Below are 23,692 nucleotides of genomic sequence, written 5' to 3' on the forward strand. Positions count from 1 at the left end.
CACGCTTCTCCATCGTCGCCGATTCGCCGAAAACCCCGAGTGCCCCCGCAAGAACCTTCAACGCTACGGCCACGCCGCCCCGTTCCACATACGTGGGATCTGTGGGGCACACCACGTCCGCGATGCGCGGGGGTGCCGGTGGTACGGGAGTCGGTCCGTGCGTCTGCGCGACGACGAAACCCCGGACGGCGGTTGCCGTCCGGGGTCAACGCTGTCCCGGAACGCTCAGCCGATGCCGTCCTCTTCGTCGTCCTCCTCATCGTCCTCATCCAGCTCCCAGTCGGGCGAGTCCGGGTCGTAGTCGATCCGCTCACTCGACCAGGACGCCTGCTGGAGCTCCACCCCGGGTACCTCGCTGACCAGATCGAACGGGTCCACGAGATAGGCCAGGGCCTCCGCGGAGTCTTCCGTCACAGTGGCCTCGGCCTGACTCCGCTCCGCCGCGGGCAGCTCCGGATCGGCGGCGAGGCGGCGCAGCGCGGCCTTGGTGACCGCATCCTCGTCCTGCACTTCGAGGACCAGCTCCACTCGAAGCCGCACAAAACGTGATGTCTCTTCAGCGTTCATGGCGCGAGCGTACGACTGAAACCTCCCGTGACTTTCCTGTGACCCGCGACTTTCACTAACATCGCTCCCCACGGCCAATTCGCCAGCGTCACAAGGGGATCGATATTCCGTGTCATCCGCTCGCCGTCCGCTGCTGACCGCCACCGCCGCGGGCACCCTGTTGTGCGCGCTGTGGTTCGTCCCGTCCGCGCACGCGTCGCAGGACTCCTCGGGCAGAGCGAGCACGGAAACCTCCACCACACAGCTGACCCAGCAGGCCAGGGCGGTGTCGCAGGCGACCGCCGAGACCGCTCGGGAGGCGGCGGACGACACCCGGCTCGCCGACACCGGAAGCATCGACACCACGCCGTACGTCGTCGGCGGCACCCTCTTCCTCGGTGTGGGCGCCGGCTTCGTGGTGTATTCGGTGCGCCGCGAACGCCTGGGCTTTTAATTTCCCTTGACGAATCTTTGACGGGCCGCACATGGTTCGGCCATGAAGAGATCATCGGGCGTACGGCTGTGCGCCACCGCAGCTGTGGGTGCACTGTCGTTCGCCCTTGTCACGGGCTGTTCCGGCGGGGTTTCCGGCGGGGGTGCGAAGGTCTCCGGTACGCCCGCGAAGGCGCTGGGCGCCGCGGAGTTGAAGAAGCTGATCATCGGCGGGGGCGAGGTGCCCGGCTTCAAGGTGGGGGCGGTGCCGGCCACCCGGTCCAGGGCCATCACCACCGACAGCGCGTCCTGTCGGCCGCTGGCCCGCGTGATGAGCGGGCTCCCGCCGGCCGACGCGGCGGCCAGGACCGACCGTATGGCGACGGAGAACCAGAAGAAGACCCCCACGGCCAAGCCGACCTCCCTGGACGACCTCGACGAGGGGAAGTTCGAGGAGACGATGCACAAGTCCCTGGACCGCGACATCACCACGGTCACCCTGGCGTCGTACGACGGGGACGGCGCCGAGAAGGCCCTCGCGTCGGTCTCCACCGCGGTGAAGGACTGCGCGAGCGGCTTTCCCGCCCAGCAGGCCGGTACCAAGCTGCAGTTCACCAAGGTCGCCGAGGAGAAGGCGACGGGCACCGGGGACGGGTCGGTGGCGTTCACCTCGACCATGAACTCGGACGACGGGGACCCGGCGCCCGCCCATGCCGAGGTCGTCCGGCTCGGAAACACCCTGTCGGTCTATGTCACGACGAACCTGGGCGCGATCATGGCCAAGAAGGCCTACACGGTGTCGCCGGAGGTCGTCAAAGCCCAGCAGGCCAAGCTGAAGTGACACGAGAACAGGGGCCCTGCACCGGCAGGGCCCCTGTTCTCGCGCGGAGACGTTACTGCAGCGGGCCGGTGACCGACTCCACCGCGGTGACGAGGTGACCCTCGCGCACGAACGCGTCGGCGGCGGCCAGGTCGGGCGCCAGGAACCGGTCCGGGCCCGGCCCCTGCACACCGGCGGCGCGCACGGCCTCGATCACGGCCCGGGAGGCGGGCGCCGGGGTGAGGCCCTCGCGCAGCTCGATGGCGCGGGTGGCCGCGTACAGCTCGATGGCGATGATCCGGGTCAGGTTGTCCACGGCGATGCGCAGCTTGCGCGCGGCCGACCAGCCCATGGACACGTGGTCCTCCTGCATGGCGGAGGACGGGATGGAGTCCGCGGAGGCCGGTACGGCGAGCCGCTTCATCTCGCTGACCAGGGCGGCCTGCGTGTACTGGGCGATCATCAGGCCGGAGTCCACACCCGCGTCGTCGGCGAGGAACGGCGGAAGACCGTGGCTGCGGTTCTTGTCGAGCAGCCGGTCGGTGCGGCGCTCGGCGATGGAGCCGAGGTCGGCGGCGGCGACGGCGAGGAAGTCCAGGACGTAGGCCACGGGCGCGCCGTGGAAGTTGCCGTTGGACTCCACGCGGCCGTCGGGCAGCACGACCGGGTTGTCGACGGCGGAGGCCAGCTCCCGCTCGGCGACCAGGCGGGCGTGCGCCATGGTGTCGCGCCCGGCACCGGCGACCTGCGGGGCGCAGCGCACGGAGTAGGCGTCCTGCACGCGGGGAGCGTCGTCCTGGTGGTGCCCGGTGAGCTGCGAACCCTTCAGCACCGCAAGCATGTTGGCGGCGGAGGCGCCCTGGCCGGGGTGCGGGCGGATGGCGTGCAGTTCCGGCGCGAGCACCTTGTCCGTCCCGAGCAGCGCCTCCAGGCTGAGGGCGGCGGTGACGTCGGCGGACTTGTAGAGGGTGTCGAGGTCGGCGAGGGCCATGATCAGCATGCCGAGCATGCCGTCGGTGCCGTTGAGAAGGGCCAGTCCCTCCTTCTCGCGCAGCTCGACCGGCTTGATCCCGTGCTCGGCGAGCAGCTCACCGGCGGGCCGTACGACCCCGTCGGGCCCCTCCGCGTCCCCCTCGCCCATGAGGGCCAGGGCACAGTGGGACAGCGGGGCCAGGTCGCCGGAGCAGCCGAGGGAGCCGTACTCGTGCACGACCGGGGTGATCCCGGCGTTGAGCACGTCCGCCATGGTCTGCGCGACCTCGGGCCGGACGCCGGTGTGCCCGGAGCAGACGGTCTTCAGCCGCAGGAACATCAGGGCACGTACGACCTCGCGCGCGACCCGCGGACCCATGCCGGCGGCGTGCGAGCGGACGATGTTGCGCTGCAGCTGGGCACGCAGTTCCTGGCTGATGTGCCGGGTCGCCAGGGCGCCGAAGCCGGTGGAGACGCCGTAGACCGGGTCCGGCTTGGCCGCCAGCGCGTCCACGATCTCGCGGGCCGCCGCCAGGGCCGCCACCGCCTCCGCCGACAGCTCGACACGGGCTCCGCCGCGCGCCACGGCGAGCACGTCGGACGCCGTGACACCCGACGTCCCCACCACCACAGTGTGCATATCCATATTCAGGAGCGTACGCATTGAATGCGGAGATGTCACTAGTGGAGTACGGGAGCGACCCTTACCGATCCGTGTGGGCTTCGCCTCACGGCCGGCGCCCGCGGAACCGGCGCCGTTCGGCGGGCGACACGTGCGGCGGCTCGTCGGCCAGCCGTACGACCGGATCCTGCGGCCCGTCCCGGCCCGCCACCACCGGCCGGTCGGCGCACAGGGCCTTGGCCCGGTACTGGGCGGCGTCGGCGAGCCGGAACAGCCGCCGCGCGTCCTGCACCTCCCCGATCGGGTCCTCGGTCGAGGCGACCCCGCACGCCACGCCTTCCCCCAGCTCCAACTCCCCGGCCCGGCGGCACAGTTCATCGGCGGCCTTGACCACGTCGTCGGCGGGCGGCCCGACGGCCAGCAGACAGAACTCGTCCCCGCCGAGCCGCGCGGCCAGCGCGCCCGGCACCATGGCGCCACACAGCGACAGCACCGAGCCGAAGCGTTCCAGCAGCCGGTCGCCGACGGCGTGCCCGAGGGTGTCGTTGACCCGCTTCAGCCCGTTGAGATCGCAGACGACGAGGCTGACGACCACGCCCTCCGTGCGATGCCGCTCGACCGCCTCCTCCAGGCGCACGTCCACGGCCCGGCGGTTGGCGAGTCCGGTGAGGGCGTCGGTGTACGCGAGCCGGCGAGCCTCCTCCAGCCGCTCGGTCTGCGCGAGCCCGGCGGCGACGACGGCGGCCAGCACGGTCGCGAAGTCGGAGTCGGCCCGGTCGAACACGGGGGCCTCGACGGGCCGGGCGACATACAACTCGCCCCAGGCCCTGCCGTGCAGCAGGACGGGGGCGACGACACAGCATCCGCGTCCGCGTCGCCGCAGGGCGGCGACACGCTGATGGAAGTACCCGGGGGTGCCGGCGGCGGTCCCCTCGGCCGTCTCCACCCATGCGTTCGGTCCGCCCCCGCCGGCCCAGCGCTCGTGCAGGAACTCGGTGATCTCCGGGAACTGGTGCACGGGATAGGCCTCGGACTCGGGGAACTCCTCCTCGTCCGGGCGCCGGTCCCCCACGTTCACGAGAACCCGCAGCCGGCCCAGCTCGCGCTCCCACACCGACAGCGCGGCGAAGCTGCCGTCCAGCGCCCGGCAGGCGCCGAGCGCGGCGGCCTGCCACGAGTCCCGCGGGGTGTGCGCCGCCGCCATGCCCTGCGCCAGCGCCACGACTGCGGCTAGCCGCCTATCCTCGCCCATTACTCCAGGTTAGGGATGATTTGGGGTAATCGGGACATTGGCGGGGCGAACAGATGGGGTGGAGTTACAGGCCACTCACTCGCCGGGCCACTCCGGCTTGCGCTTCTCGTTGAAGGCCGCCACGCCTTCCGCCCGGTCCCCGGAGAACGCCACCGCACGCCATGCGGCGTCCTCGACCTCCAGGCCGGCCCGGAGGTCCAGACTGTGCCCCAGCCGCAGCGCGCGCTTGGCGGCCCGCAGGCCGACCGGTGAGTTGCCGGCGATGCCGGCGGCCAGCGCCAGCGCCTCCTCGCGGTCGCGGCCCTCGTCCACGAGCCGGTCGACCAGCCCCAGCTCGGCCGCCTCGGCCGCCTCCACCCGCCGGGCCGAGAAGATCAGCTCGGCCGCCCGGGCCGCCCCGACCCGCCGCGGCAGCAGCTGCGTACCGCCGCCGCCGGGAATCACGCCCACGGACACCTCCGGCAGCCCCACCACCGCCGTACGGTCGGCCACGATCAGGTCGCAGGACAGGGCCAGTTCGAAGCCCCCGCCCAGCGCGAACCCGTGCACCGCCGCGATGGTCGGCATCGGCAGCTCCAGCACCCCGGTGTACGCACCGCGCGTCAGCGGCCGCTGCCGCAGCAGATCCGCGTCGCTGAAGGAGTTCCGCTCCTTCAGGTCCGCGCCGACGCAGAACGCACGCTCATGGCTGGAGGTCAGGACCACCACGCGCGCATCCCGGTCGCCGGCCAGCGCCGTGCACGCGGCGGTGAGGGAGCGGGCCATCTCCGTCGAGACGGCGTTCATGGCCTTGGGCCGGTCCATGACCAGCTCCGCGACCCGCCCGTGCCGCCGTACCAGCACGAACTCCCCGAACCGCTCCTCGCTCATGGCATCCTCCGGCCTGCTGTTAACCACGGTTAACCCATTGTCGGCCCGATCATCGCAGCCGCACCCGATCCCGGGAAAGTCCAGGGGGCTACGCCCGTTCGAGTGACATCCCGGCCTTCTCACCCCACATCACCCACAGGACCGCATAGCGTGCGTCCGCCACGGCGCGCCCGGGGCGCGGCCGGGAGGGGAACCGGGGAGGGGAACCATGGCAGCACCGATACGTGCACGTGCGGCGGAGACGGAAGAAGCGGGCCGGGACTCGGAGGAGCGCGGCGAGCCGGCCGCTGCGTCCGGCGTACGGCGCGGTCGGCACCGCAAACCCCGCCCGCGCAAGGTGCTGCTGGCGGCCGGCGGTCTCGCCCTGGCGGCGGGCGTGCTCAGCCTGGTCCGGGTCTCGCCGGAGTCGGGCGTCGGCGCCCCGGGCACGGCGGAGGCCGAGCCCCGCGCCGGCGCGGGCGGCGGCGCCACGGACCACGCGGCGAACACCGCCGCGACGGCCGCCGCCGGCCCCACCGCACTGCCCTCGGCGACCTCCGTCATGGGCGGCAGAAGCCTCGCGCCGGCCGCCACGGCCACGGCCACCGGTCCGGCGGCGCCGAGTGCACCGACAAGACGCAGCACCGCACCGACCGCGACCGCCCCACCGACCGCTTCGGGCTCCACCGCCGGCACCACACCAGGGCCCTCGGCGACGACATCCGCGCCGCGTCCGGCCCCCACGACCGCCGCACCCGCGCCGACCACCCCGGCGCCCGGCCACAGCACCCCTGCGCCAGGCCCGGGCGGGCTGTGCGTACCGGTGCTCGGCCTGTGCGTGGACGTCCGCTGAGCAGGCAGGAGCGCCTACGACTGGCCGTCGCGGCGGGTGAGCAGCCAGGGCTCCACCACGCCGAGGCCACGCACCGGGCGCTGCCACATGGGCTGGAGCGCGAAGCGGTACTTCGGCGGCTCCTCGCCCTCCTTCTCTGCGGCCGCAGCGGCCTCCGCCGCCTCGGCCTCGGAGGCGGGAGCCTCGCCGGTGCGGATCAGTTCCTCGGCCAAGGCGCTGTCCACCAGCACGGCGTCCCGGGGCGCTATCGACGTCAGCCGGGAGGCCAGGTTCACCGTCGTACCGAACACATCACCCATACGAGTGGTGACCGTGCCGAACGCCATGCCGACCCGCAGCTCGGGCATGGTCTCGTCGTTCGCCAGCGTCTCGACCAGGCGCAGCGCGATGTCCGCGGCCGTACCGGAGTCGTCCGCCGCGTACAGCACCTCGTCGCCGAGGGTCTTGATGAGCCGGCCACCGCGCGCGGCCACCAGGTCGGCGGCGGTGGTCTCGAAGGCCTCGACCAGCTCGCCGAGCTCCTCCTCCTCCATCCGCCGGGTCAGCCGGGTGAACCCCACCAGGTCCGCGAAGCCGACGGCGAGCCGCCGGTCGACCATCTCCTCGTCGTCGGCCGACTGCACAACACGCCCGGCCGAGGCGGCGAGCTGCCGCCGCCACACATAGACCAGGAACTCCTCCAGCTCGGGCAGGAGCAGCTCGACGATCGGGTACGTCACCTCGGTGCGGGTCATCCCGGGCTCGGGCGGCTCGGTCAGGCCCTCCAGGAAGGAATCCATCTGCCACTCGGCCAACCGGGCGGTGGTCTGCCCGGTGGACCGGGCCACCTGCACCGCCATGGCCTCGCTGAGCAGCCCCGCCTCGACGAGACCGGCGAGCCGGCGCAGAGCGAGCACGTCGGCCTCCGTCAACGCCTTGGCCTGCCCGATGTCCGCGAACCCCATCGCCCGCCAGAACCGGGACGCCAGCTCCATGGAGACACCGGCGCTGCGGGCCGCCTGGAACGGCGTGTAGCGGCGCTCGGCGCCCAGGATGAGCTGTTCGAGGCGCAGGGCCAGCGGGTCCTCGCCGGGGTCGGCGGCGTCCGCGCCCGCACCGGAGCCCGTGTCGTCGACGGTCACGCCTGCTGCCCTTCCGATCTGTCGCGGTCAGGTATCGACCGGCCTCAACTCTACGGCAGGTGTGCGCCAGCTCACTCCGTTGGGTTTGGCCGACGGTTCACTTCCCGGTGCCGGACGCGCTCCCCGGCGTTGGCGCCGGCCACCCCCGGGGCCTGCGCCCCCGGACCCCGCATAGGGGCAGGTCCGGGGCGACCCCCGCCGTCGCCGAGCACCGGTCCACCGTGGCTGGTCGCGCAGTTCCCCGCGCCCCTTTGGGGCGCAACCCGCGCCGTCGGCTTCCTGGCCCCGGCGGTGCCGCAGCCGCCCACGGCGGGAAGGGGACGTGTCGGGGGGTGTCCGCCCGCAGCGGTTGGCGCGTCAACACCGGGACTTGATCGGCCGACCGATTCCGCGCCGTTCCGAGGACGGACACCCCCCGGCGCGGCCCCGACCCCAAGCCCGCACTGGGCGCTAGGCGCACCCCCACCCAGCCGCAGAGGCGCCGCAGGCATCCGCGCCGCAGGCACCCGCACACCCCCACCCAGCCGCAGAGGCGCCGCAGGCATCCGCGCCGCAGGCACCCGCACACCCCCACCCAGCCGCAGAGGCACCGCAGGCACCCGCGCCGCAGGCACCCGCTCACACAGGCCGCAGATGCACGATGTCCCCTGCCCCCACCGGCTCCTGCACCCCCGCCTCCGTAGCGATGACGAGACGGCCGTCCCCGTCGACCGCCACCGCCTCGCCCACGATCGACCGCTCCCCCGGCAACTCGGCCCGCACGGCGCGCCCCAGCGTGGCGCACCCCGCCGCGTACGTCTCCTGAAGACCGCTCACCGCGGGGTCACCCTCCGCGCCCCGCCACCGCCCGTACCAGTCCTCCAGCGCCCGCAGCACCGCCCGCAGCAGCGGATCCCGGTCCGTCGAGACCGCCCCGGCCAGCGCCAGCGACCCCGCCTGCGGCACCGGCAGCTCCTCCGCCCGCAGGGTGACGTTGATGCCGACGCCGACGACCACACCGTCCGTACCGGCCCGCTCGGCGAGGATGCCCCCCGCCTTGCGCTCCTCGCCCCCCACGGTCACCAGCAGGTCGTTCGGCCACTTCAGGGCCGTGTCCACGCCCGCCGCCCGGGAGAGCCCGGTCGCCACGGCGACACCGGTGAGCAGCGGCAGCCAGCCCCACCGCGCCACGGGCACCTCGGCGGGCCGCAGGAACACGGAGAAGAACAGGCCCGAGCGCGCCGGCGCCGTCCACCGGCGGTCCAGGCGCCCCTTGCCGGCCGTCTGCTCCTCCGCCACCAGCACCGCCCCCTCCTCGGCCTTCCCGGCGGCGGCCCGGGCGACCAGGTCGGCGTTGGTGGAGCCGGTGCGCTGCACCACGTCCACCGCGCTGTACAGGCTCCCCTCCCGGACCAGCGCGCGCCGCAGTGCCGCGGCGTTCAGGGGCGGACGGTCCAGGTCGGACCAGCGGCTGTCATCTGATGCATTGTGCGGCGTCATGCAAGTCACCCTAGGTGTGGGAAACGCCGCACTGCCGACCCACAGGCCCAGCACTACTCTACGGATGAGTAACCGTCCCCCCCTTTTGAGCAGGCAGGGAGCCGCGATCCCGATGTCCGAGCCGGAAGAGATCGATATCCACACGACCGCGGGCAAGCTCGCGGATCTGCAGCGCCGCATCCACGAGGCGACGCACGCCGGCTCGGAGCGCGCCGTCGAAAAGCAGCACGCGAAGGGCAAGCTGACGGCCCGTGAGCGGATCGAGCTGCTGCTCGACGAGGGCTCCTTCGTCGAGCTCGACGAGTTCGCCCGGCACCGGTCCACGAACTTCGGTCTGGAGAAGAACCGCCCCTACGGGGACGGTGTCGTCACCGGGTACGGCACCGTCGACGGCCGCCCCGTCGCCGTCTTCTCCCAGGACTTCACGGTCTTCGGCGGCGCCCTCGGCGAGGTCTACGGCCAGAAGATCGTCAAGGTGATGGACTTCGCGCTGAAGACCGGCTGCCCGGTCATCGGCATCAACGACTCCGGCGGTGCCCGCATCCAGGAAGGCGTGGCCTCCCTCGGCGCCTACGGCGAGATCTTCCGCCGCAACACCCACGCCTCCGGTGTGATCCCGCAGATCAGCCTGGTCGTCGGCCCCTGCGCGGGCGGCGCGGTCTACTCCCCGGCGATCACCGACTTCACGGTCATGGTCGACCAGACCTCGCACATGTTCATCACGGGCCCGGACGTCATCAAGACCGTCACGGGCGAGGACGTCGGTTTCGAGGAGCTGGGCGGCGCCCGCACCCACAACACCGCCTCCGGCGTGGCCCACCACATGGCCGGCGACGAGAAGGACGCCATCGAGTACGTCAAGCAGCTGCTGTCGTACCTGCCGTCCAACAACCTCTCCGAAGCCCCGGTCTTCCCGGAGGAGGCGGACCTCGCGATCAACGACGAGGACCGCGAGCTGGACACCGTCGTCCCGGACAGCGCGAACCAGCCGTACGACATGCACACGGTGATCGAACACGTCCTGGACGACGGCGAGTTCTTCGAGACGCAGTCGCTGTTCGCGCCGAACATCCTCACCGGCTTCGGCCGGGTCGAGGGTCACCCGGTGGGCGTGGTCGCCAACCAGCCGATGCAGTTCGCCGGCTGCCTGGACATCGACGCGTCCGAGAAGGCCTCCCGGTTCGTGCGCACGTGCGACGCCTTCAACATCCCCGTGCTCACCTTCGTCGACGTACCCGGCTTCCTCCCCGGTGTCGACCAGGAGCACACCGGCATCATCCGGCGCGGCGCCAAGCTGATCTACGCCTACGCCGAGGCCACCGTCCCGCTCATCACGGTCATCACCCGCAAGGCCTTCGGCGGCGCCTACGACGTCATGGGCTCCAAGCACCTGGGTGCCGACCTCAACCTGGCCTGGCCCACCGCCCAGATCGCCGTCATGGGCGCCCAGGGCGCGGTCAACATCCTGCACCGCCGCACCATCGCCGAGGCGGAGTCCACCGGAGATGGCGAGGCCACCCGGGCCCGGCTGATCCAGGAGTACGAGGACACCCTCCTCAACCCCTACATCGCGGCCGAGCGCGGCTACATCGACGCGGTGATCATGCCGTCCGACACCCGCGCCCACATCGTCCGCGGCCTGCGTCAGCTGCGCACGAAGCGGGAATCCCTGCCTCCGAAGAAGCACGGCAACATCCCCCTGTAAGGAGCCGCTGTGACGATCAGAGTCGTACGGGGCAACCCGACCCCGGAGGAGCTGGCCGCCGCCCTGGCGGTGGTCCGCGCCCGCGCCGCGGCGGCGGTAGCGGCACCGCCCGGCGCGAAGGGCCCGAGGGACGCGTGGTCCGACCCGAGCAGAATCGCCGCCGCCCACCTGCCCAAGCCGGGGCCGGCGTCATGGACTCGCACCTACTGGCCAAGCTGAGGGGTGTCAACTCGGGGCGCGGGGCTGTATCGACATGCGGCTCCGCCGCGTGGGCGCACAGTGGTACAGCTCGGGGCGCCAATTGAGTACTCGTACTCAGGCGCCCACCCCCACCAGCCCGCACGCTGGACGAGTGCTGTGGTCAGACCCCGAAGACGAGCCGCCGAAGGACATGCGCGAAGCGCATGACATGCTCCGGCGGCTCGGCCTTCTCATGGCCGTCGCCATGATCCTGGCGATGCTGGCCATCGGCCTGAGGTGAGCCGAACGGCACCCCGCGACTAACCTGACCGCATGACTGCTACGCACCGCAGGTCTACGCGCCGCAGGCGACTCGTGCTCGCCTCGAAGTCCCCCGCCCGTCTGGGCCTCCTCCGCCAGGCCGGCCTCGACCCGGAGGTGATCGTCAGCGGCGTCGACGAGGACGCCCTCACCGCCCCCACCCCCGCGGAGCTGGCGCTCGCCCTGGCCGAGGCGAAGGCCTCGGTCGTGGCGGCGAAGCCGGAGGTGCAGGGCGCCCTGGTGATCGGCTGCGACTCGGTGCTGGAGCTGGACGGGCAGGCCCTCGGCAAGCCCGCCGACGCCGAGGAGGCGACCGCCCGCTGGAAGGCGATGCGCGGGCGCGCCGGGACCCTCCAGACGGGGCACTGCATCTGGGACACGGAGGCCAAGCGGTACGTGTCCGGCACCGCCTCCACCGTGGTCCTCTTCGGTGAGCCCAGCGACGCGGAGATCGCGGCGTACGTGGCCTCCGGGGAACCCCTCTACGTCGCCGGGGCCTTCACCCTGGACGGCCGTTCGGCGCCGTTCATCGAGGGCATCGAGGGCGACCACGGCAATGTGATCGGCATCAGCCTGCCCCTGGTGCGCAAGCTGCTGGCCGAACTGGGTGTCGGCATCACCGAGTTGTGGTCACCGGACGAGTGATCTGGGCGGGCACGGAGTCCTGCGGCTCGTCCTCCCCGTCCTGCGGCTCCTCCGCACGCGGGGCCGGCGAGCCGGCCGCGCCCGCAGCCGTGACCGGCTCGGCCTCGGCCTTCGGGTCGCCGCCCGCGTCCGCACCACCCCCGGCCGCGGCCGGCTCCGGGCCGCCGTCACGGTCGTACGTCATCAGGAGCAGGACGACGAGGCCGAGCACCGCCACCATGAACAGGAACGCCGTCCAGCCGACCAGGCCCCAGGTGAAGGCGCCCAGCAGGCCGTGCACGACCGCCACGCTGATCAGCAGGACGCGGCCCAAGCCCGCCGGGGCGCGGTCGCGTATCGCGACCAGGAGGGCCACCAGGGCGCACAGCGCGAAGTAGAGGCCGAAGACCAGCCCGCCGATCTTCGAGGACACCGACATCATGTGCGGATCGAGGCCGGCCAGGGACATCTTCTGCCGGTCGACGACCACGCCGAGGAACCAGTTCAGCGCCGCGACGAAGACCGCCTCCGCCAGGAGGACGACCGCCACGACCCACGCCACCGGTCTGCGCACCACCGGTCCCCACCCACTCTCAAGTCGCGCTGACTGTTACCACAGGTACGTTCGAGCCATCGCGCACGCTACTAACGGGTAAACCCCGGGACAAGGGTTCGCGCGGCAGCAAAGAATCATTGGGCCATTCGTAGGGACTCGACAAAGAAACAGAGTGGGCCGCAGCACGCCCTCACAGAGACCTTGACCACATGGCCGGGCTAGGGTTTTCCGGAGGAGTCCTGCGTACCGGGGTGCGACAAGGCTTTTCGCCGGTCGAGCGAGCCTCGAATCACGCTCCGTGTGGGCAAGCTCACCACTGGGGACGGGTCGAAGTGCCGTGTCGGCAGTCCCTAAACTCGGCTTGTTTCAAGGAGGGAGCCTCAATCGTGCGCAAGGTGCTCATCGCCAACCGTGGCGAAATCGCTGTCCGCGTGGCCCGAGCCTGTCGGGACGCCGGGATCGCGAGCGTGGCCGTCTACGCCGACCCGGACCGGGACGCTCTGCATGTCCGCGCCGCGGATGAGGCGTTCGCCCTGGGCGGTGACACACCGGCCACCAGCTATCTGGACATCGAGAAGGTGCTGAACGCGGCGCGCGAGTCCGGCGCGGACGCCATCCACCCGGGCTACGGCTTCCTGTCGGAGAACGCCGACTTCGCCCAGGCGGTGCTGGACGCGGGCCTGATCTGGATCGGCCCGCCGCCGCAGGCCATCCGCGACCTGGGTGACAAGGTCGCCGCCCGCCACATCGCGCAGCGCGCCGGCGCCCCGCTGGTGGCCGGCACCCCGGACCCGGTGAGCGGTGCCGAGGAGGTCGTGGCCTTCGCGGAGCAGCACGGCCTGCCGATCGCGATCAAGGCCGCCTTCGGTGGCGGCGGCCGCGGCCTGAAGGTCGCCCGCACCCTCGAAGAGGTCCCCGAGCTGTACGACTCGGCGGTCCGCGAGGCGGTCGCCGCCTTCGGCCGCGGCGAGTGCTTCGTCGAGCGCTACCTCGACCGCCCGCGCCACGTGGAGACGCAGTGCCTGGCGGACCAGCACGGCAACGTGGTCGTCGTCTCCACGCGTGACTGCTCGCTGCAGCGCCGCCACCAGAAGCTGGTCGAGGAGGCCCCGGCGCCGTTCCTGAGCGACGAGCAGGTCGCCGAGCTGTACCGGGCCTCGAAGGCCATCCTGAAGGAGGCCGGCTACGTCGGCGCCGGCACCTGTGAGTTCCTGGTCGGCCAGGACGGCACGATCTCCTTCCTGGAGGTCAACACCCGCCTCCAGGTCGAGCACCCGGTGACCGAGGAGGTCACCGGCATCGACCTGGTGCGCGAGATGTTCCGCATCGCCGACGGCGAGGAGCTGGGCTACGACGACCCGGCGCTGCGGGGCCACTCCTTCGAGTTCCGCATCAACGGCGAGGACCCGGGCCGCAACTTCCTCCCCGCCCCCGGCACGGTCACCCGGTTCGACGCCCCGTCCGGCCCCGGTGTCCGCCTGGACGCGGGCGTGGAGTCCGGCAGCGTGATCGGCCCGGCGTGGGACTCCCTGCTGGCCAAGCTGATCGTCACGGGCCGTACCCGCAAGGAGGCCCTGGAGCGGGCCGCGCGCGCCCTGGAGGAGTTCCAGGTCGAGGGCATGGCCACGGCGATCCCCTTCCACCGCACGGTGGTCAGGGACCCGGCGTTCGCCCCCGAACTGACCGGCTCCACCGACCCGTTCACGGTCCACACCCGCTGGATCGAGACCGAGTTCGTGAACGAGATCAAGCCGTTCGCCGCCCCCGCCGAGGCCGAGGCCGAGGAGGACGCGGGCCGCGAGACGGTCGTCGTCGAGGTCGGCGGCAAGCGCCTGGAGGTCTCCCTCCCGGCCTCCCTCGGCATGTCCCTGGCCCGCACCGGCCTCGCGGCCGGCGCCAAGCCGAAGCGCCGCGCGGCCAAGAAGTCCGGCCCCGTCGCCTCCGGTGACACGCTCGCCTCCCCGATGCAGGGCACGATCGTCAAGGTCGCGGTCGAGGAGGGCCAGGAGGTCAAGGAGGGCGACCTGGTCGTCGTCCTGGAGGCCATGAAGATGGAGCAGCCCCTCAACGCGCACAAGGCGGGCACCATCAAGGGCCTGAGCGCGGAGGTCGGCGCCTCCGTCACGTCCGGCGCGGCGATCTGCGAGATCAAGGACTGACGGCACCAGTCCGAGTAACGCCCGGTGGACCGACCTCGGTTGGCCTGCCGGGCGTTCCGCCTTTCAGCGAGGCGGGCGAGCTGCATCTCCCTGAGGACGCGTGTGCGCGCACAACCACAACGAACCCGCACACGCCGACGGACCACAGCCCCCACGGCGATCAGGCACGGCCCCCCAACCGAGCCTGACAGCTAGCGCCGTCGCAGATCGGCGACGCGCCCCCGCTCAGGACCCGCAGTCTCCCCGTACCCCGCCCCCGAGCGGAGCGCCATGCCCCTGCGCGGCCCCGGCAGTGGGGCTCGCCGCGCCGGGGCCTGCTCACCCCCCGGAGGGGCTCCGTTGGCCCCGGCCACGGCGATCTGCACCCCCTGGTCGGCGAGCGCCTGCAACTCGGTGGCGGCGCGGTCGTCGTGGGCCGGAGGCTCGTCGGTGACCAGGCGCGTGATGAGATCCGTCGGCACGGTCTGGAACATCGTGTCCGTGCCGAGCTTGGTGTGGTCGGCGAGGACCACGACCTCCGCGGCGGCCTGGACGAGTGCCCGGTCGACGGATGCCGAGAGCATGTTGGACGTGGACAGACCGCGCTCGGCGGTGAGCCCGCTCCCCGACAGGAAGGCCTTGGACACCCGCAGCCCCTGCAGGGACTGCTCGGCTCCGGAGCCGACGAGGGCGTAGTTGGAGCCGCGCAGGGTGCCGCCGGTCATCACGACCTCCACCCGGTTGGCGTGGGCCAGCGCCTGGGCCACCAGCAACGAGTTGGTGACGACGGTCAGCCCGGGCACCCTGGCGAGCCGGCGGGCCAGCTCCTGTGTGGTCGTACCGGCCCCGACCACGATGGCCTCGCCCTCTTCGACGAGGCCCGCCGCGAGGTCGGCGATGGCCGTCTTCTCGGCGGTCGCGAGATGGGATTTCTGCGGAAAGCCGGATTCTCGCGTGAACCCGCCCGGCAGTACCGCACCGCCGTGCCGGCGGTCGAGGAGTCCTTCTGCCTCCAGTGCCCGCACGTCCCGCCGTACGGTCACTTCGGAGGTCTGGACGACGCGGGCGAGCTCACGGAGCGACACGGCACCGTTCGCTCGCACCATTTCGAGGATCAATTGGCGACGTTCAGCAGCGAACACGAAACTGACAGTAACCCCAGCGACCGTCTGCTTTCAGCAGTTTGCGCCGAATAAACGAAGTTGTTCGCATGGCAGGGCGGGAAGTGGTATAGGACCTATCCGCCCTGACTATGCCGTACGCAAACGCGGCAACTCCCCGTGACCAGCGGGTAGTCGGATCCGGCCGTCAGGCCTCCGCGCCGGCCTTGCGGGTGTGCAGCTGCCGGGCCACCTCCGCGATCGACCCCGAAAGGGAGGGGTACACGGTGAACGCGTTCGCGATCTGTTCGACTGTCAGATTGTTGTCGACGGCGATCGAGATGGGGTGGATCAGTTCCGAGGCGCGCGGCGCCACGACCACACCGCCGACGACGATCCCCGTGCCCGGCCGGCAGAAGATCTTCACGAAGCCGTCGCGGATGCCCTGCATCTTGGCGCGCGGGTTGCGCAGGAGGGGCAGTTTGACGACCCGTGCGTCGATCTTGCCCGCGTCCACGTCCGCCTGCGTGTAGCCGACGGTCGCGATCTCGGGGTCGGTGAAGACGTTCGAGGAGACGGTCTTCAGGTTCAGCGGGGCCACCGCGTCCCCGAGGAAGTGGTACATGGCGATACGTCCCTGCATGGCGGCGACGGACGCGAGGGCGAAGACACCGGTCACGTCACCGGCCGCGTAGACGCCCGGAGCGGTCGTCCTGGACACCTTGTCGGTCCAGATGTGACCCGAGTCGCGCAGCTTGACGCCGGCCTCCTCCAGGCCGAGCCCCGCGCTGTTCGGGATGGCACCGACGGCCATCAGACAGTGCGTACCGCTGATGACGCGCCCGTCGGCCAGCGTCACCTCCACCCGGTCCCCGACCCGCTTGGCGGAGGCGGCACGGGAACGGGCCATGACGTTCATGCCACGGCGCCGGAAGACGTCCTCCAGTACGGCGGCCGCGTCCGGGTCCTCACCGGGGAGGACCCGGTCCCGGGAGGAGACGAGCGTGACCTTGGACCCCAGCGCCTGATAGGCACCGGCGAACTCGGCACCGGTCACACCGGAGCCGACCACGATCAGCTCTTCCGGCAGCTCGGTGAGGTCGTAGACCTGGGTCCAGTTCAGGATGCGCTCGCCGTCGGGCTGGGCGTCGGGCAGCTCGCGCGGGTGCCCGCCGGTGGCGATGAGGACGGCGTCGGCGGTGAGGGTCTCCTCGGTGCCGTCGGCGGCGGTGACGACGACCTTCCGGGACCCGTCGAGGGCCTGCATGCCGTCCAGCCGGCCGCGCCCGCGCATGACCCGGGCGCCGGCGCGGGTGACGGAGGCGGTGATGTCGTGCGACTGCGCGAGCGCGAGCCGCTTCACGCGCCGGTTGACCTTCCCGAGGTCCACCCCGACCACCCGGGCCGCCTGCTCCAGCGGCGGGGTGTCGTCGGCGACGATGATCCCGAGCTCCTCGTACGACGAGTCGAAGGTGGTCATCACCTCGGCCGTAGCGATGAGCGTCTTCGACGGCACGCAGTCGGTCAGCACCGACGCTCCGCCCAGACCGTCGCAGTCGACGACGGTCACCTCCGCACCGAGCTGGGCGGCCACCAGGGCCGCTTCGTATCCGCCGGGTCCGCCACCGATGATCACGATCCGAGTCACGTACTCCATTGTCCCGCACGCCTCAAGGTGCTACTGCCCGGGGGCGCGCGGAAGCTCTCCCTGGGACTCGAGTGACTCGCGTTCCCCCTGCCGTACCCTCTCCCCATGTCGCTCTATGCCGCGTACGCCGGCAACCTCGACGCGCGCCTGATGTCGCACCGCGCCCCGCACTCCCCGCTGCGCGCCACGGGCTGGCTGAACGGCTGGTGGCTGACGTTCGGCGGCGAGCAGCTGGGCTGGGAGGGCGCGCTGGCGACGATCGTCGAGGATCCGCTCGCGCAGGTCTTCGTCGGCCTGTACGACATCGCACCCCTGGACGAGGAGTCCCTCGATCGGTGGGAGGGCGTGGGACTGGATCTCTATCGCCGGGTACGCGTGCGGGTGCACACCCTCGACGGCGAGGAGGCCGCATGGACGTACGTCCTGAACGGTTACGAGGGCGGCCTGCCCTCGGCCCGCTACCTGGGCGAGATCGCCGACGCGGCGGAGTCGGCCGGGGCGCCGCACGACTATGTGATGGAGCTGCGCAAGCGCCCCTGCTGAGCACCGGCGGCTCACAGAAGACACACAGACCCCTTTCGTCACGGCTTCGTCGGAAACAACAAGACAACGAAAGCAATCCCGTGACGTCTGTCATCTACGCGCGTAGGCGAACACCGGCTACCCTCAACCACGTGAACGCATCTCTTCTTCCGGACGACATCCAGGGCGACCCGTACGCCGCCGCCGACGCCGCCGCCGCGCGCCTGCGCGAACTCACCGGCGCCGAGACCCACGACGTCGCCCTCGTGATGGGCTCCGGCTGGGCTCCGGCCGTCGACGCCCTGGGCGCACCCGACGCCGAGTTCCAGGTCACCGAGCTGCCCGGCTTCCCGCCGCCGGCCGTGGCGGGGCACGGCGGCAAGATCCGCTCGTACTCCTTCGGTGACAAGCGCGCGCTGGTCTTCCTGGGCCGCACGCACTACTACGAGGGCCGTGGCGTCGCCGCCGTCGCCCACGGCGTCCGCACGGCCGTGGCCGCCGGCTGCAAGACGATCGTCCTGACCAACGGCTGCGGCGGCCTGCGCGAGGGCATGCGCCCCGGCCAGCCGGTCCTGATCAGCGACCACATCAACCTGACGGCGACGTCCCCCATCGTCGGCGCCAACTTCGTCGACCTGACGGACCTCTACTCGCCCCGCCTGCGCGCCCTGTGCAAGGAGATCGACCCCTCCCTGGAGGAGGGCGTCTACGCGCAGTTCCCCGGCCCGCACTACGAGACCCCGGCCGAGATCCGCATGGCCCGCGTCATCGGCGCGGACCTGGTCGGCATGTCCACGGTCCTGGAGGCCATCGCCGCCCGCGAGGCGGGTGCCGAGGTGCTGGGCATCTCCCTGGTCACCAACCTGGCGGCCGGCATGACCGGCGAGCCCCTCAACCACGAGGAGGTCCTCCAGGCAGGCCGCGACTCGGCCGCCCGGATGGGCGAACTGCTGGGCCAGGTCCTGGGGAAGCTGTAAGACAGACGGCATGCCGCTGGGCTCTCACGGGGGTGCGGCGGCATTGACGGCGGCACCGGAGCCACCGGGGCCCGCGGCGGCGGCATCGGCGGGGCCATCGGGGGTCGCGGGGCTACGACGGCAACGGCAGAGCCACCAGGGACTCACGGAGCTACGACGGCAACGGCAGAGCCACCAGGAACTCACGGAGCTACGACGGCAACGGCAGAGCCACCAGGAACTCACGGAGCTACGACGGCAACGGCAGAGCCACCAGGGACTCACGGAGCTACGACGGCAACGGCAGAGCCACCAGGGACTCACGGAGCTACGACGGCAACGGCAGAGCCACCAGGGACTCAAGGTTGCGAGTGCACGGCTGAACGCTGGCTCGGGGACTCTCGGCGCTGCGAGCGCACCGCCGGCCGTCGGGCTTGGGGACTCGCGAGGCGCTGAGCGCACGCCCGGGCAGGCGGACTCGGGGACTCACGAGGCCATGAGCACACCGCCGGGCGGCGGACTCGGCGACTCACGGGACAACGAGCCGTCGTTCGGCGGCGGGCTCGGGGACTCACGGGGCCACGAGCGCACGCGGGCGGGTGGGCTCGGGGACTCGCGGGGGCTGCAAGCCCACCGCCATGTGGTGGCTCGGGAATGCGCGAGACTGCGAGCGCAGCGCTGAGCCACGCGCCGTGAGTGGGCCTCGGTGCCGTGGGAGCGGTGGGGCGGTGCCGCTCGTTGACTTTCCAGCCGACCGAGTCGGGTGGGCGGGTGGGAAACGGGGGTCTGGGGGCGGAGCCCCCAGCGAGGACTAGGAGAGGTTGATCCCAAGGTGCACGACGAACTGATGGCCAAGGCCCACGCATGGCTCGCCGAGGACCCCGACCAGGAGACCCGCGCCGAACTCGCCAAGCTGATCGAGGCCGGTGACATCGACGAACTGTCGGCCCGTTTCAGCGGCACCCTCCAGTTCGGCACCGCAGGTCTCCGCGGTGAACTCGGCGCCGGCCCGATGCGCATGAACCGCAGCGTCGTGATCAGGGCGGCGGCCGGCCTCGCCGCGTACCTGAAGAAGAACGGCCACCCCGGCGGACTCGTCGTCATCGGCTACGACGCCCGCCACAAGTCCGCCGACTTCGCCCGCGACACCGCCGCCGTGATGACCGGCGCCGGCCTGCGCGCCGCCGTACTCCCCCGCCCGCTGCCCACCCCGGTTCTGGCGTACGCCATACGGCACCTCGGCGCGGTCGCGGGCGTGGAGGTCACCGCCAGCCACAACCCGCCCCGGGACAACGGCTACAAGGTCTACCTCGGCGACGGCTCCCAGATCGTGCCGCCCGCCGACGCGGAAATCGCCGCGGAGATCGACGCGATCGCCTCCCTGAACGACGTACCGCGCCCGGACGCCGGCTGGGAGGCCCTGGACGACGCGGTCCTGGACGCCTATCTGGCCCGTACGGACGCCGTCCTCGCCGAAGGCTCCCCCCGTACCGCCCGCACGGTCTACACGGCGATGCACGGCGTCGGCAAGGACGTCCTCCTCGCCGCCTTCGCCCGGGCCGGCTTCCCGGAACCGGTGCTGGTCGCCGAGCAGGCCGACCCCGACCCGGACTTCCCCACGGTCGCCTTCCCGAACCCGGAGGAGCCGGGCGCGATGGACCTGGCGTTCGCCCAGGCCCGTACGACCGACCCGGACCTGGTCATCGCCAACGACCCCGACGCCGACCGCTGCGCGGTGGCCGTCAAGGAGGGCGAGGACTGGCGGATGCTGCGCGGCGACGAGGTCGGCTCCCTGCTCGGCGCCCACCTGGTCCGCCGGGGCGCGAGCGGCGTGTTCGCCGAGTCGATCGTCTCCTCCTCCCTCCTCGGCCGGATCGCCGAGAAGGCCGGCCTCCCCTACGAGGAGACCCTGACCGGCTTCAAGTGGATCGCCCGCGTGGACGGCCTGCGTTACGGCTACGAGGAGGCCCTCGGCTACTGCGTGGACCCCGAGGGCGTGCGCGACAAGGACGGCATCACGGCCGCGCTGCTGATCACCGAGCTGGCCTCGCAGCTCAAGGAGGAGGGCCGTACCCTCCTCGACCTCCTCGACGACCTCGCCGTGGAGCACGGTCTGCACGCCACCGACCAGCTGTCGGTCCGCGTGCAGGACCTCTCGCTGATCGCCGACGCGATGCGCCGCCTGCGCGAGCAGCCGCCGACCGAGCTGGCGGGCCTGGCCATCACCGGCGCCGAGGATCTGACCCGGGGCAGCGCCAAGCTCCCGCCCACGGACGGCCTGCGCTACACGCTCGACGGCGCCCGCGTGATCGTCCGCCCGAGCGGCACCGAGCCGAAGCTGAAGTGCTACCTGGAGGTCGTCGTACCGGTCGCGGACCACGCGGCCCTGCCGGCCGCCCGCGCCCGCGCGACGGACCTCCTCACCGCGATCAAGCGGGACCTGTCGGCGGCCGCCGGCATCTGATCCGTACGACACCGATGGGGGTGCCCCGGCCCGGGGCACCCCCATTTCGTCATCCCCGGACCAGCGGCTTTCGCCAACTGCCGGGAATACAGCCGCTGTTCGCCCCTCGCCTCGCGGCCGCGCCCTCGCGGCCGACGACATCGAGGCAGCGCCCTGTAACACGACTCGCCTCCGCCGCCCGCAGCGACACGCTGCGACGCACCGCGACACGCCGCGACACGACGGAAGTGAGCGAGCGTCAGAAGATACTTCAGAAGGCCTAATAGTCGGTCAATCTGCTTTTAATCACGCCCACTTGACGAGTCGTCGTCGGCCTCCGGGGAGCGGTACGGGGCGCCAAAAGTACCCCGATCGGCCCTCTGCTCCTGTTGTCTTATATGACCGGTATGACTGGTGTAGGTACTTTTACTCAGGAGCCGGCTCACGGGCCGGTATCTCTGAAACCGGAGACAGGAGAAGCGATATGAAGCTCCCCCGTTCCACCGTCGTCACTGCTGGTATCGCGGCCGCGTCTGCCCTGGCCGCGACCGGCATCACCTACGCCTCGGCGGCCTCCGCCCCTCAGTCGACCCCGGCTCCCCAGTCCATCCCTGCCGCTCCTGACACGGCTCCGTTCGGCGGCGAGGCCGGACAGGGCAAGGGCAACGAGGGCGGGAACAGAGGCAGGGGCCACGAGGACTGGGGCCCCGAGGACTGGGGCCGGATCGAGATCAACGAGCGCTCCTACTCCGCCCACCCCGGCGACTGCATCACCGTGATCAGCGGCCTGGGCGCGAAGACCCTGAACATCCGCAACGACAGCCGTAAGACCGTCGAGGTCTTCCGCGGGGTGGTCTGCGACAACGGCGCTCCCGTCGCCACTGTCGGGCCCCGCAGCTCCGCGGACGGTGTGCGTGTCGGGCACATCCACGGCATCAACATCAAGGACGGCGTGGTGGCCAGCTTCCGCGTGGTCCGGCACTTCGACGGGGACTGGGAGTAGTCCGCGCCGAAGTGCACATGTGGTGCTCCGGCCCGCCGGAATCGGGCCGGAGCACCCGCCCTGACCATTGTCGGACGGGCGACACGCCGGGCGCATCCCGCCAGGACCGGACACCGGGCGCCGTACGCCGGGTCTCCGGGCGGCCGTCCTCTCGTCCACGGCCGCACCGCCCGGTGCTGCCCGCCCGAGCGCCCTCCGTCGGCGCCTGTCCCGACGCGACGGCCGTCGGCTTCCTTCCCATCGTTTCCCACCGCCGAACGGGTGAGGAAGCGGCGAAAGACGCACTGCGGGGTGAGTGAGATGAGTGTGGGCCTGGTGGAGGACATCAGCGACGACACCTATGTCCTGGACCTCGTCACCATCACGCTGACCCCCGCGCTGCCGTGGCTCGGACACCAGGTCCGCTGCGAGCTGGCCGGCCACCTCAAGGAGGCCGTCGACCTGACCCGGGTCACCTGCAATGTGATCATGAAGTTCGGTCCGGTGAAGATGCTGGACCGCTGGTATGGGCTGCCCGACCTGCTGGCTCACATGGGCGCGGGGCTGCCGGGTGACCCCAGGCCTCCCGTCGGGCCGTGGAAGCAGGCGTGGATCCTGCGGCTTCCCGAGACCGTGCCGGTGGCCGAGCACCGGATCCGCCTGCGCGCGCGGACGGGGAACGGGAAGAACTTCTTCGCGCTGGACATCCCCATGGACTTCAGCCGCAGGTTTCATCCGTCCAGGAGGAACGGCGGCGGGGGCTCACGCATGTTTCACGGCCAACGCTGCGGCTCGGTGACCCCCGGCTGACGCCCGCCCGGCCCTGCGGACCTCACCCCGTGGCCAGCAGGATCAGCAGCAGCACCGCACCGGCCAGTGCGGGCGCGATCACCTCGTACGCCCAGCGCACGGTGACCTCCCCCTGCGCCGGCTCCGCCTCGCCGCGCCGGTCCAGCAGGTCCCGCAGTTCGTCCATGACCTGGTCGGTCTCCGCACGGGTCGGCCCGGACACACCGCCGGCGCCACCGCCGCCGAAGCCACCGAAGCCGCCCATGCCGCCGAAGCCGGAGGTGCGGCGCGTCGACTCCCCGCCGCGCGCCGCGTCCGCCGCCGCCCGTGACTTGCGCATCTCCGCCTTCTTGCGGGCCCGCAGCGACACCGGGATCGACCACAGCTGGTACTTGGCGCCGGACTTCGCGACGACCTCGTTGGAGAAGCCGGAGCGCAGCGAGGCGACCTCGCCCCAGGGCAGGCCGACCACCCGGAACGGGTTGCGCACCCGCAGCCGGTTCTCGCCCGCGAAGACCGCCGGGCGGAGCGTGAAGGCGATCACCAGCGGCACGATCAGGATCATCCCGGCGAGCGCCAGCCAGGGCGCACGGCCATGGCCCCGGAACAGCGCGTCGAAGCCGAGCCAGCCGATGACGACGAGCAGCAGTACGCCGCCCACGAGCGCCATGGGCGAGCGGTAGACCCGGTCCTTGGCGGTGGAGACCGGAGGCTGTGACGCGGATGACTGGTGGTCGGGCGTGGTCATGGGCCCAGTCTGCATGACACTGGCTGCGGTGCCT

General features: G+C 71.8%; 23 protein-coding genes. 13 read left to right on the top strand and 10 right to left on the bottom strand.

All coding sequences use genetic code 11. The features are described from left to right. Nucleotides 1–225 precede the first annotated feature (225 nt). Entirely contained in the window at nt 226–567 is a 342-nt protein-coding gene (locus tag ACWCQS_RS01755) for a hypothetical protein (RefSeq protein WP_451002629.1), read from the bottom strand. Nucleotides 568–676: 109 nt separating this feature from the next. On the opposite strand from ACWCQS_RS01755, the gene ACWCQS_RS01760 reads away from it, so the two are divergent. Together ACWCQS_RS01760 and ACWCQS_RS01765 are read left to right on the top strand one after the other, a co-directional pair. Next, a complete protein-coding gene (locus ACWCQS_RS01760; protein ID WP_451002630.1) occupies nt 677–1,000 on the top strand; it encodes an LPXTG cell wall anchor domain-containing protein in 324 nt (107 codons plus the stop codon). 42 nt (nt 1,001–1,042) lie between these two features. Then, on the top strand, nt 1,043–1,819 hold the full coding sequence (locus tag ACWCQS_RS01765; protein ID WP_451002631.1) for a hypothetical protein: 777 nt from the start codon (nt 1,043–1,045) through the stop codon (nt 1,817–1,819). A gap of 52 nt (nt 1,820–1,871) precedes the next feature. Here ACWCQS_RS01765 and hutH read toward each other — a convergent pair whose 3' ends face one another. The 3 genes from hutH to ACWCQS_RS01780 all read right to left on the bottom strand — a co-directional run bounded on the left by hutH (nt 1,872) and on the right by ACWCQS_RS01780 (nt 5,514). Continuing rightward, nucleotides 1,872–3,410, bottom strand: a complete 1,539-nt coding sequence (gene hutH / locus ACWCQS_RS01770) for a histidine ammonia-lyase (RefSeq protein WP_451003008.1) — start codon at nt 3,408–3,410, stop codon at nt 1,872–1,874. Between the two features lie 88 nt (nt 3,411–3,498). After that, nucleotides 3,499–4,644, bottom strand: a complete 1,146-nt coding sequence (locus ACWCQS_RS01775; protein ID WP_451002632.1) for a diguanylate cyclase domain-containing protein — start codon at nt 4,642–4,644, stop codon at nt 3,499–3,501. 75 nt (nt 4,645–4,719) lie between these two features. After that, a complete protein-coding gene (locus ACWCQS_RS01780) occupies nt 4,720–5,514 on the bottom strand; it encodes an enoyl-CoA hydratase/isomerase family protein (RefSeq protein ID WP_451002633.1) in 795 nt (264 codons plus the stop codon). Nucleotides 5,515–5,722: 208 nt separating this feature from the next. On the opposite strand from ACWCQS_RS01780, the gene ACWCQS_RS01785 reads away from it, so the two are divergent. After that, on the top strand, nt 5,723–6,346 hold the full coding sequence (locus tag ACWCQS_RS01785) for a hypothetical protein (protein ID WP_451002634.1): 624 nt from the start codon (nt 5,723–5,725) through the stop codon (nt 6,344–6,346). A 14-nt stretch (nt 6,347–6,360) separates the two neighbouring features. Here ACWCQS_RS01785 and ACWCQS_RS01790 read toward each other — a convergent pair whose 3' ends face one another. Both ACWCQS_RS01790 and ACWCQS_RS01795 read right to left on the bottom strand, forming a co-directional pair. Then, nucleotides 6,361–7,467, bottom strand: a complete 1,107-nt coding sequence (locus tag ACWCQS_RS01790) for an adenylate/guanylate cyclase domain-containing protein (protein ID WP_388620071.1) — start codon at nt 7,465–7,467, stop codon at nt 6,361–6,363. A 618-nt stretch (nt 7,468–8,085) separates the two neighbouring features. Then, nucleotides 8,086–8,946 carry a biotin--[acetyl-CoA-carboxylase] ligase gene (locus ACWCQS_RS01795; RefSeq protein WP_451002635.1) on the bottom strand — a complete coding sequence of 287 codons (861 nt, stop codon included), beginning with the start codon at nt 8,944–8,946 and terminating at the stop codon, nt 8,086–8,088. A 112-nt stretch (nt 8,947–9,058) separates the two neighbouring features. Here ACWCQS_RS01795 and ACWCQS_RS01800 point away from each other — a divergent pair, with 112 nt between their 5' ends. The 4 genes from ACWCQS_RS01800 (at nt 9,059) to ACWCQS_RS01815 (ending at nt 11,797) form a co-directional block, all read left to right on the top strand. Further along, nucleotides 9,059–10,651, top strand: coding sequence for an acyl-CoA carboxylase subunit beta (locus tag ACWCQS_RS01800; protein WP_451002636.1), 1,593 nt, complete (start codon nt 9,059–9,061; stop codon nt 10,649–10,651). A 9-nt stretch (nt 10,652–10,660) separates the two neighbouring features. Then, a complete protein-coding gene (locus ACWCQS_RS01805) occupies nt 10,661–10,870 on the top strand; it encodes an acyl-CoA carboxylase epsilon subunit (protein ID WP_451002637.1) in 210 nt (69 codons plus the stop codon). Nucleotides 10,871–11,003: 133 nt separating this feature from the next. Then, nucleotides 11,004–11,132, top strand: coding sequence for a morphogenic membrane protein MmpB (mmpB, locus tag ACWCQS_RS01810; protein ID WP_451002638.1), 129 nt, complete (start codon nt 11,004–11,006; stop codon nt 11,130–11,132). Nucleotides 11,133–11,164: 32 nt separating this feature from the next. Further along, complete coding sequence (locus ACWCQS_RS01815) at nt 11,165–11,797, top strand: Maf family protein (RefSeq protein ID WP_451002639.1); 633 nt, start codon at nt 11,165–11,167, stop codon at nt 11,795–11,797. Here ACWCQS_RS01815 and ACWCQS_RS01820 read toward each other — a convergent pair. Beyond that, a complete protein-coding gene (locus ACWCQS_RS01820) occupies nt 11,769–12,353 on the bottom strand; it encodes a hypothetical protein (protein WP_451002640.1) in 585 nt (194 codons plus the stop codon). The two genes, ACWCQS_RS01815 and ACWCQS_RS01820, sit on opposite strands and share 29 nt — an antisense overlap. A 365-nt stretch (nt 12,354–12,718) precedes the next feature. On the opposite strand from ACWCQS_RS01820, the gene ACWCQS_RS01825 reads away from it, so the two are divergent. Next, the gene (locus ACWCQS_RS01825; RefSeq protein ID WP_451002641.1) at nt 12,719–14,491 is read left to right on the top strand and encodes an acetyl/propionyl/methylcrotonyl-CoA carboxylase subunit alpha; all 1,773 of its coding nucleotides are present in this window, start codon (nt 12,719–12,721) and stop codon (nt 14,489–14,491) included. Between the two features lie 191 nt (nt 14,492–14,682). On the opposite strand, the gene ACWCQS_RS01830 is transcribed toward ACWCQS_RS01825, so the two are convergent. Further along, on the bottom strand, nt 14,683–15,612 hold the full coding sequence (locus tag ACWCQS_RS01830) for a DeoR/GlpR family DNA-binding transcription regulator (RefSeq protein ID WP_451002642.1): 930 nt from the start codon (nt 15,610–15,612) through the stop codon (nt 14,683–14,685). 166 nt (nt 15,613–15,778) lie between these two features. Next, on the bottom strand, nt 15,779–17,227 hold the full coding sequence (locus ACWCQS_RS01835) for an NAD(P)H-quinone dehydrogenase (protein ID WP_388620051.1): 1,449 nt from the start codon (nt 17,225–17,227) through the stop codon (nt 15,779–15,781). 96 nt (nt 17,228–17,323) lie between these two features. Between ACWCQS_RS01835 and ACWCQS_RS01840 the strand changes: the two genes are divergently transcribed. From ACWCQS_RS01840 to ACWCQS_RS01860, 5 genes are all read left to right on the top strand, one after another. Beyond that, on the top strand, nt 17,324–17,761 hold the full coding sequence (locus ACWCQS_RS01840; RefSeq protein WP_451002643.1) for a gamma-glutamylcyclotransferase: 438 nt from the start codon (nt 17,324–17,326) through the stop codon (nt 17,759–17,761). A 131-nt stretch (nt 17,762–17,892) separates the two neighbouring features. Beyond that, entirely contained in the window at nt 17,893–18,717 is an 825-nt protein-coding gene (locus ACWCQS_RS01845) for a purine-nucleoside phosphorylase (protein ID WP_451002644.1), read from the top strand. Between the two features lie 811 nt (nt 18,718–19,528). After that, nucleotides 19,529–21,160 carry a phospho-sugar mutase gene (locus ACWCQS_RS01850; RefSeq protein ID WP_451002645.1) on the top strand — a complete coding sequence of 544 codons (1,632 nt, stop codon included), beginning with the start codon at nt 19,529–19,531 and terminating at the stop codon, nt 21,158–21,160. 463 nt (nt 21,161–21,623) lie between these two features. Next, nucleotides 21,624–22,142, top strand: coding sequence for a hypothetical protein (locus tag ACWCQS_RS01855; protein WP_451002646.1), 519 nt, complete (start codon nt 21,624–21,626; stop codon nt 22,140–22,142). Between the two features lie 300 nt (nt 22,143–22,442). Then, nucleotides 22,443–22,931: a hypothetical protein gene (locus ACWCQS_RS01860; RefSeq protein ID WP_451003009.1), complete on the top strand. Its 489-nt coding sequence runs from the start codon at nt 22,443–22,445 to the stop codon at nt 22,929–22,931. A 22-nt stretch (nt 22,932–22,953) separates the two neighbouring features. On the opposite strand, the gene ACWCQS_RS01865 is transcribed toward ACWCQS_RS01860, so the two are convergent. Continuing rightward, entirely contained in the window at nt 22,954–23,658 is a 705-nt protein-coding gene (locus tag ACWCQS_RS01865; protein WP_451002647.1) for a PH domain-containing protein, read from the bottom strand. Nucleotides 23,659–23,692: the final 34 nt, after the last annotated feature.

The organism is Streptomyces sp. NPDC002076 (genome assembly GCF_053593835.1).

Coding starts and splice junctions, on each gene's coding strand:
- ACWCQS_RS01755 (WP_451002629.1), bottom strand. CDS start 567: ATGAACGCTGAAGAGACATCACGTTTTGTGCGGCTTCGAGTGGAGCTG.
- ACWCQS_RS01765 (WP_451002631.1), top strand. CDS start 1,043: ATGAAGAGATCATCGGGCGTACGGCTGTGCGCCACCGCAGCTGTGGGT.
- hutH (WP_451003008.1), bottom strand. CDS start 3,410: ATGCACACTGTGGTGGTGGGGACGTCGGGTGTCACGGCGTCCGACGTG.
- ACWCQS_RS01775 (WP_451002632.1), bottom strand. CDS start 4,644: ATGGGCGAGGATAGGCGGCTAGCCGCAGTCGTGGCGCTGGCGCAGGGC.
- ACWCQS_RS01780 (WP_451002633.1), bottom strand. CDS start 5,514: ATGAGCGAGGAGCGGTTCGGGGAGTTCGTGCTGGTACGGCGGCACGGG.
- ACWCQS_RS01785 (WP_451002634.1), top strand. CDS start 5,723: ATGGCAGCACCGATACGTGCACGTGCGGCGGAGACGGAAGAAGCGGGC.
- ACWCQS_RS01795 (WP_451002635.1), bottom strand. CDS start 8,946: ATGACGCCGCACAATGCATCAGATGACAGCCGCTGGTCCGACCTGGAC.
- ACWCQS_RS01800 (WP_451002636.1), top strand. CDS start 9,059: ATGTCCGAGCCGGAAGAGATCGATATCCACACGACCGCGGGCAAGCTC.
- ACWCQS_RS01815 (WP_451002639.1), top strand. CDS start 11,165: ATGACTGCTACGCACCGCAGGTCTACGCGCCGCAGGCGACTCGTGCTC.
- ACWCQS_RS01835 (WP_388620051.1), bottom strand. CDS start 17,227: ATGGAGTACGTGACTCGGATCGTGATCATCGGTGGCGGACCCGGCGGA.
- ACWCQS_RS01840 (WP_451002643.1), top strand. CDS start 17,324: ATGTCGCTCTATGCCGCGTACGCCGGCAACCTCGACGCGCGCCTGATG.
- ACWCQS_RS01855 (WP_451002646.1), top strand. CDS start 21,624: ATGAAGCTCCCCCGTTCCACCGTCGTCACTGCTGGTATCGCGGCCGCG.
- ACWCQS_RS01860 (WP_451003009.1), top strand. CDS start 22,443: ATGAGTGTGGGCCTGGTGGAGGACATCAGCGACGACACCTATGTCCTG.
- ACWCQS_RS01865 (WP_451002647.1), bottom strand. CDS start 23,658: ATGACCACGCCCGACCACCAGTCATCCGCGTCACAGCCTCCGGTCTCC.